At 47.3% G+C, this 9,724-nt stretch carries 1 protein-coding gene; it reads right to left on the bottom strand.

Going from position 1 to position 9,724, the window contains the following annotated elements; genetic code table 11:
- The coding region (locus L2735_RS19550) for a VCBS domain-containing protein (protein ID WP_248986264.1) at positions 1–9,724 on the bottom strand (9,724 nt) is incomplete at both ends.

Here is a 9,724-nt window from a genome sequence, read left to right as displayed (position 1 = left end):
ATATTCAAAGCTACTCTCTCCGGTATCTACGTCTGTAATACCTAATTTACCCGTCACAGACAGATTATGACTCTGAGAGTTAGCACCAACATCTTCTGTAACCGCACCTGTATCTGCGCCACTGATAGTTGGGGCATCGTTCGTGCCATTAATCGTGATGACGATATCGTGGGTTGTGCCATCTTTAGACGTCACAGTAATCGTGTCGGTTAATTTATCTCCTGCCCCTAATGCTTGGATAGCAGTTTGCGTATTATCAGTAGAATAACTCCAGCCACCATCTGGACTGACTTGTAAATGCCCATAGCTACCTTGCAGAGCCGTTTTGTTAAATCCATGACTTATAAAGCTACTCTCTCCGGTATCCACGTCGGTGATATCTAATTTACCCGTCGCAGTCAGCTCATGACTTTGCGGATTAGCACCAATATCTTCTTTTAGCGTAACGGTATCAACTCCATTGATTGTGGGCATATCATTGGTGCCCGTTATCGTAATGACTAAATCTTTAGTATCCGTCGCACCTGCTGAATCGGTAACAGTAACGGGGATTGTTAAGGTTTCAATCTCACCCGCTTTGAGGTGCTGAAAGCTTGCGTCGGTTGGGTCTAGCTTGTAACTCCCATTTGCATTTAGTGTAAATCCACCCTGTGTAGATGCGGTAGAATAAGTTGCTGTATCGCCCGTATCGAGATCTGTTGAAGCGATTTGGCCTGTGTAGACTGCGCCATCTTCTGTTGTGCTGTTAGGTGCAATTGCAGTGATAGTTGGGCCGTCATTGCTACCATTTACGTGAACAGTCAAGGTATGAGCAGTTCCATCCGCGCTATGTATGGTAAGCGTTTCTTCAAACGTTTCGCCCGACTTCAAGCCTTGAACCACTGAGGCAGAATTGTCTATTTTGTAGAACCAACGGCCATCGGCATGAAGAATAAACTGGCCTGCTCCCTTGTCACCGTTTACCCAAGTGCCGGTTGCTGCGCTACCTGTTCCGTGCGATGTACCCGTAGGCTGAAATAGATTATTGGTGCCGTCGACATCAATAGAAGTCAGTTGATGCTGATTGGTTTCAAGTAATTTACCACTTTGTAAATGTTGATCTTCTATGAGCGTTGAATCACTGTCTGTGCCACTGATAACGGCGGCATCGTCTTTGCCGGTTACATTAATAACAAGCTGCTCGGTAGTAACTGAACCATCGGTGGAGGTTGAAGTCACGGTAAACGTATCGGTTTCCGTTTGACCTTGTATTAAACCTTGTACCTGAGCGCTGCTGTTATCTAAGGTGTAGGTCCATTGTCCATCTGTACCCATGGTTAAGTGGCCATAAGTACCTGCTTGATTAGTGATGGCTGTCATTGTAGCTGTATCACCGGTATCAACATCCGTTGTGGCTACTGTACCCGTTGCTGTCGCGGTGCCATCTTCTGTAACAGATTGAATAGTTCCCACGGTAATGGTTGGTTTGTCATCAGTACCCGCCACTTCAACGGTTAGTGTATGGCTGGTTCCGTCTTTACTGTGAACAGTAATCGTGTCGGTGTATTTTTCACCTGATTTTAGTGATTGAACTACAGCATTAGTATTATCTATTTTGTAATCCCACTTCCCATTAGCGTTGACTACAAATTCCCCAACACCGCCATCACCTTTCACCCATTGTCCATGATCGCTTGCTTGCGCATTGGTTGTTGTTTTACCTGTTGATACAATAAAGTTTTCACCTGCATCGGGATCATGAACAACTAATTGGTGCTCATTAGAATGAATGATATGACCAGAAACATATAAGTGATTAGTATTGTCTTCATGAATCTCTGTTGATTTATCATCACCAGTAAATGTGGCCGCGTCATCAACAGCGGCTACGTTTACTCGACCATCAGCATTTGCGCTTTGATGAGAGCCATCTGTTCGGCTTGATGTTGCAACAACATGTGGGTCAAAACTGCCATTAAAGTCTTTTGGCAGCGTTATCTGCAAGCCGTTCACTTCGCTAGGTGTAATCGTCCAGGTTTTTGTATTCGAATCATAGCTACCTGCGCTTAATGTCGCTCCTGCTGGTAGGCCCGAAACAGCGAAGGTTATCGCCGCGTGGGTATCTGTCAAATCAATAGCGGTTAAGTTAAGATTGTACGGCCCTTGATCTTCAACCCCATGAATAGGTGGTGCAGAAATTATAATATCGCCAACATGCGCTGGATCGAGGATAATCGGCGCCGATGATTCGCTATGAGCCGTCGTGCCATCGGCATTTTGAGTTACTGCATTTACGGTAATAATCGCGTTATGGTTAACACCCGTTGGAATTTGAACGTCTAGCGAGCCTAACTTCCAATCTTTAATGTCTAGGCCATCTTTTTGATCTGTCGCATCAATCGTGTGCGTGTGCGTTCCGTCACTTACCGTCGTGCCAATGGGCAGACCATGAAGGAGGACAGACTGTAGTGCATCATCGGCATCGTGAGGTGTAACTGCAGCATTTATGGTCAAATGATTTGGGTTGTCGGCTATCTGTTGGCTGCCAAAGTTAGTGGCACTGTTGTGTCCACTATGATCAACAAGCTTTCCTCCAGCGACTCCTAAGTCAATTATAACTTCGGTTGCAGAAAGACCTAGTTCGCCCAGTGGCCCATGAGCAACCTGAGCGGCTGTTAGTGCAGTCTTTGAAACAGAGACATGATCGAATGTTGCAACCAGTGGCGTTATAGGAGGTACATTACCACCGTGATCGGTCGATCCCGCTTGCCAAATAATATGACCATTTTCATATCCGTTTGCATGAGTACCATCTCCGAGAGATATCGGGTTACGCCCCCCGCCCACGGATAGCTCAGTAGACCCTGCTCGTGCTGCAATAAATTTCGGTACCGCCGTATTACCACCACCGTAGGTAAACTCGGTATCAAATTCATTTCCATTTGCTAAAAAACCATGATAATGCTCATTCGAACCACTTCCTCCGAGTTCGTGAAGAGGCATACTTTCAGAGCTTGTGCCACCAGCGTAATGTACAGGCTGGCCATTATCGAATATCGACGTGGTGGGCACTTTACCGTGAGCGTTATCGTTATCAACAACCACGGTAAGTCGGTGTGGTTTGCCGTCGGTAAGGTCAATGTGGGTTTCAACGGGGTCCATTCCAGCGACCCAGATAGTGACACTGTGCGGATTTGTCAGGGTTACTCCCTTCCCGCCATAAGCACTGCCATCCGAGTAACAATGAAGTTGGGCGTCAGCACTATTTGAAAGGTGCGTCCCGTATTGTGCTATCACATCACTATTGTGGTAAGTCTCACTCTTATCAAGCGTTATCCCTAATTCAATGGTCAGGGTTGTTCCGCCATCTCTGCCACTTGAACCATCTGGGTTGTGCAATGCATCGATGGACAAATGATGACCAGAATCCGTCATCCAGCCTTTGTCGGACGAAACAGACAAGCTTATGTCCGCAGCGTCAGTCACCGATGACACTCCCACCGTCATGTGATTGGCGACATTGGCGTGCCCGTCGTTAACATTGTAGCTTAAGGCGATATCTCCCTTAAAATTGGTGTCAGGATGAAGCGTCCACGTGCCATCTTTATTATCGGTTATCGTACCGTGACTGCCGTTAACACTTACGCTATTAATATCTAAAGTGTCACCATCCGCGTCGGTTGCGCCTGCAAGTAGTTGAGCTTTAGTAATAGTGATATCAGTGTCTTCGGTGGTTGCGCTGATTGTTCCAACCACTTTTGTCGCGTCGTTCACGCTTGCCACTGTGAGTGTGCCGGTTGCTTCTGTTGAATCTACACTTCCGTCATTAACGGTATATTTAAAATGCACATCGCCGTTAAAATTAGCCGTGGGTTTAAACGTTAGAAGGTTTATATCCGCATTATCAATATCTTGGTTTGCCGTGACCGCAACTCCGTTGAGTAACAATAATCCCTCTGTAGGGTCTGGCAAATTGGTAATGGTGACATGGGCTAACGTATCGCCCGTATCAACATCGGTAAATCCAAAATTACTGGCACTGAAGGTGTAGTCTTTATCTTCAGACCCCGTTAGCGCAACCGTCGTGATTGTTGGGGTGTCGTTGGTGCCTTGAATAGTGATATCAATAATCTTGGTAGAACCATCTGCTGACGCTATTGCCACATGGTCAGTAATCGGGCGGGAGTTCGTCGTTAAAGCTTTTACTGTTGCATCACCCGTGTTTAGACTATAAGTCCAATGGCCACTCGCATCTATATCAAGTGTACCGTGTGTCCCCGTTAAGCCTGTAGCCGCTTGGAAATTCGACTGACCTGTATCAACGTCGGTTACGGTTAGCTGGCCAGTCGCTGAGAGGCCTGTTTGGTCAGTTACTGAGCCTGTAGCAACACCACCAAAAATAGCCGCATCATTAGTACCTGTTACCGTTAGCGTAGCTGTTTGGTTAACTGAGCCACCACTGCCGTCGGTAACCTGATAGTTAACCGCTATGCTTTCTGATGTTCCTGCCGCTAAATGATTAAAAGTAGCATGGCTTGGATCTATTGTTAGGGTATGACCATCACTGCCTAGCGTTACACCTGCAGGTAGGGTAGCGCTTGACGCACCACTACCAACAGCATAAGTCACCGATGCAATGCTGAGTGCTGCATTATCAGGATCTGTAGCACCTTGCAGTAAATCAATAGTCGCTGCTGTTGCGCCTTCTGTTTCAGTATTCATAATAGCACTTGCGATAACCGGTGGCGCATTGACATGCAAGCTAACCGATTGCGTGGTGGATTCAGATTCACCACCTGAAGTAGCGGTTGCTGTTACATTAAAATGCAAGTCGCCATGAAAATTGGGATCTTTCATGTCGACTTTTAAATCGTTTAAATCACTGGCATGCAGTACCCAATATTTAGCAACGCTGTCATAGGTGCCGTGATTAAGCGTTGCGGTGTCTGGCAAACCACTTATTTTAAGGGTTAATGTTTCAGCATCACCGCCTGTATCTGTGAGTGCAGCTTGAAGATTTAACGCAATTAATGAACCTTGCTGCGCGGTTGCAGCACTCGCGCTTAACGTAGGCGCATCAACAGAACCGTTGATGGTAATAACTACATCATGGGTGGCCACTTCGCCGTCTGCGGTTTTGGCGGTTACGGTGATATGCTCTTGTATACTTTGATTAACGCCTAAATGATTAACAGCAGTGTTATTATTGTCGATGGTGTAATGATATTTCCCTGCTGTATCAATGGAGAAGTGTCCGTATTGCGTAGTGTGATCTGCTTGAGCCACAAAGGCTGGATTATCGCCGTGATCAGCATCCGAGGTTCTAAGTTCGCCATTAATAACCGTATGTGCGGTATCTTCTTTGATATCAGCGGTTAAGCCCGCTGGAGTATTGTCTGCAACGGTATTGCCACTTATATCATAAATACGATCGGGTGATGATTGGCCTGCTGCATTTTCAATATGCAGAGTGTGCTGACCGTTTCCTAACGCGGCAGCCGCCACTTCCCAATGACCGTGAGTATCAACAACGGCGGTGGTGATTGTATGCCCTTGATCGTCTTTAACCGTGATGGTTTCGCCAGCGGTGCCTTGACCTTTAATGATTGACGCACCCGGATGAAGGTTGGCATAGCTATGAAAATAAAGGTAATCATGCTCTGTACTACCGCCACCTCCACACACTCGGTTAACAATACCGATATGTTGAGTGCCATCAGGAGCTTGGAAGACTGCGATACCGCCAGTCCATGCATTTCCATGTCCAGTTGACCCGCCAGAGCCTGTATTAACCGCATCGGGAACGTGATTCGCTGCCCACCAACCATGGCTATCAATCATACTATAACCACCCGCACCACTATGGCCGGTGGTAATGGTTGCCTCATGGCCTGATTGAATCCAATTTTGATCACTACCAGGTTTGTACAAACCTACCAGTTTCATACCAACCCCAACCTCGACTTGATCGGCTCCCCAACGTGCAGCATTTTCTGCATCAGTGGGCGCAACATCAATATTAGCGCCGGTTGGTGTTGATACCATTTCAAAGTCATCAATCTTTAAGGTATTTGATGAGCCGGCAGGAGCTGCATGTGCGGATTCAATAATCGGTTTGTCATTAGTACCTTTGATGACGATATCAACAACTTGTGTACTACCATCACTGGCGGTAAAAGTATGATGATCGATAACTTGATGCTTAGTAGCATCATTATCATTAGGATCTAAATCTTGAATTTTGCTTTGATCAACGGTGTATTTCCATTGCCCATTAACCATAGCGATATGGCCATAAGTAGTTGCTGTTGAAGCAACATCGGGGAATGTTGGTGTATCAGTAACATCTACGTCGGTAATGGCTAAATGACCTGTTGCTGTCGTAGTATCACCGATATTACCTTCGTTTAACGTGCCAGAGGTATCACCACTAATAACGGATATATCATTAGTTGATGCTACGTTCAGTTGCATCGTGGCTGGGGCCGAATTTGCCGAACCATCGTTAACGGTATAGCCAAAATTAGCGACACCATTAAAGTTAGCTGCTGGTGTAAAAACAAGGTGACCAATATCAGCGGTGGTTACATTATCTCCCGTTGCAACTGCTACGCCGTTGAGTGTTAATACTCCTTCTAACGCATCAGGTAATGCAGTGATACTTATATGATCAAGTGCAGCCCCGGAATCGACATCTGTAAAACCAAACTCATTAGCGGTGAATGTATGGGCAGTGTCTTCCGTTCCTGCTAGAACATGTGAGGTAACGGTAGGCGCATCATTTGTGCCATTAATAGTGATGACTATATCGTGGGTTGTGCCATCTGCACTATGGACGGTAATTGTATCTCGTAACACTTCGTTAGCTGCCAGGCTTTGAATTTTTGGATTCTGGTTATTCGCGATGTAATCCCACTCACCATTAGCATGCATTCGGTAACTGCCTAAGCCAGTATCACTAACAACTAAGCTTCCCCTTTCACGGACTCCCTGCGCACCATTACCCGTCCCACTAACTTGAAAAATTGACTCATTGGTATCATTGTCAGAAACAGTCAAATGTCCACTGGTTATCAAACTATTATTTGAAGTTGTTATATCTTCAGTGAGATCGCCGGTATCGGTTCCGCCAATCACAGCAGCATCATTAGTGCCATGGACTGTAATCGTCAAATTTTGTGTTGATGTTGCATTTGCCTCGTCTGTCACCGTCACAGGAATAGTAATCGTTTGTTCCTGTCCTGCGCCAAGGTGTTGGTATGAAGCATGAGCAGGGTCAAAGGTATAACTGCCATCGGTATTAAAGCTCAAACCATCAACAGGGTTTGCAATGGCAAAAGAAAGCATCGAATGCGAATTGTAATCGACATCAGTCGCCTGCATTTGCCCTTGAAGCGCGCTACCATCTTCAATAACGGACTGTGTTTGAGCTGCTAGAACTGGTGCATCATTCGTACCGGTCACCGTGATAGTAATGTCATGTGACGTGCCATCTGCAGAATGCACGCGGTAGACCACATGCTCCACATCCCCTTCATGAAGGTATTGAAGGGCACTATTTTTAACCGAGTAGCCCCAATTACCTTGTGGGGTTATGTGTAAACTTCCATGAAATGGGTCATGAATTGCTTGTTCGCCCAACTGGCTATATTGGAAATGATCTTGTCTGGCGTCAGGGTCGGTAACCACCAACGAACCGGAAATAGCAATAGTTTGCGCCGAGCTATGCCCAACATTTTTATCTTCAGTGATATTTCCTGTGTCAACACCACTGATAACCGCAGCATCAGCTTTACCGTGAACGGTGATAACCAGATTCTTGGTATCCGTTCCACCATTCTGATCGGTAACCGTGACCGGAATTGTGACGGTCTGATCCTGTCCTGCTGCTAAGTGTTGATATGCACTATGGCTTGGATCGAAGGTGTATGCACCTGTTGCGGGCTCGAGACTGAAGCCGTCGACATTAGGAGCGGTGTAAGCTGCAGTTTCATGTGCATCTACATCCGTTGAGGTGATGGTTCCCGTTACTGTCGCCCCATCTTCGGTCGCGCTCTGTGCGGTGATCGCTCCTAGTACCGGTTTGTCATTGGTACCCGTGACCGTAATCACGAGATCTTTTTGATCGGTGCCGCCACTGCCATCCGTGACTGTCACCGGAATCGTAATCTTCTGTGTATCGCCCTCCGCTAAACCGTTATAAGCGACATTGCTTGGATCGAAGGTATAACTGCCGTCCGTATTCAGCGTAAAACCTGCCGGGGTGGCCGCAGTGGTGTAAACCGCACTGTCGCCCGTGTCTGTGTCGGTTGAGGTTATCGTGCCTGTTGTGGCGGTGGCATCACCTTCAGTGGCTGTCGCCGCGGTGATGGTGTTGAGTACCGGACCGTCGTTGGTGCCGTTCACCGTCACCGTGATGTGATGTGAAGTGCCATCGGCACCTTTCACTTCGATGATATCGGTTAGGCTTGAAGTGGTACCAGCTTTACCTGTTCCCAGAGCTTGAACATCTTTATTGCTGTTGTCTAAATCGTAGGTCCAGCTACCATTCGCCTTCAGGTGCAGCGTACCGTGAACGGCTGCGATGTTTCCGCTTTGGAAGTGGTCTTGACCTGCGTCTTTATCCGTAATCGTCAGTGTGCCCGCTGCTTGAAGTTGCGTCTCTTCCGTAGTACTGCCCGTGTCGGTTCCGGCAATCACTGCGCTATCCGCGGTACCATGAACCGTGATCACCAAGTTTTGGGTGTCCGTTCCGCCATTTTGATCAGTCACTGTCACCGGAATCGTGACGGTCTGATCCTGTCCCGAGGCTAAGTGTTGATATGCCGCATGGCTTGGGTCGAAGGTGTATGCACCTGTTGTTGGATCCAAACTGAAGCCGTCGATATTCGGCGCGGTGTACGCTGCCGTTTCATGCGCATCTACGTCTGTTGAGGTGATGGTTCCGGTTACCTGGCTGCCATCTTCAGTCGCGTTTTGCACTTGGATGCTATCGAGGGCTGGCTTGTCGTTCGAACCCGTTACCGTAATTACTAGATCTTTTTGGTCTGAAGCGCCTGAAGCATCTGTAACGGTCACAGGAATCGTGATCTTATGTGTATCTCCTTGTGCTAAACCGTTATAGACCGCATTAGTTGAATCGAAGGTATAACTGCCGTCAGTATTTAGGGTAAAACCAGCCGCCGCGGCCTTGGTGGTGTAAACTGCACTATCGCCCGTGTCCATATCGGTCGACGTAATCGTGCCCGTTGTTGCAGTGTTATCACCTTCGGTGGCTGTCGCCGCCGTGATGGTATTAAGGACCGGACCATCGTTGGTGCCGTTAACCGTCACCGTGATGCTGTGTTTCGTGCCGTCAGCAGAATGCACAATAACGGTATCGGTGACAGAATCACCTGTTTTCAAACCTTGAATGTTGGCTTCCGAATTGTCAGCGGTGTAAATCCAATGGCCGAGATTATTGATACTCAAGGTACCAAATTGGCCTTGAATCGACTCTGCTTGGAATTGGTTTTGGCCGTTATCCACATCGGTGACTGTGAGGGCACCATCGACGCGAAGCTCTTGTGACGAGATGCCTGAATGAAGGTCTTTATCTTCAGTGAGGCTAGCTGTTGAGGTTCCCGCTATCACCGCTTTGTCGTCAGTGCCGTTAATGGTCACAGTCACTTTTTGCGAGTTGCCATCGACGGAGTGAATCAATACCGTATCAGTGACTGAGTCACCGGTTTTTAAGCCTTGAATG

Source organism: Shewanella olleyana (assembly GCF_023283825.1).
Lineage (GTDB): Bacteria > Pseudomonadota > Gammaproteobacteria > Enterobacterales > Shewanellaceae > Shewanella > Shewanella olleyana.
Note: the sequence above shows the minus strand (reverse complement) of the source record. Positions and strands in the feature narration are given on the sequence as shown.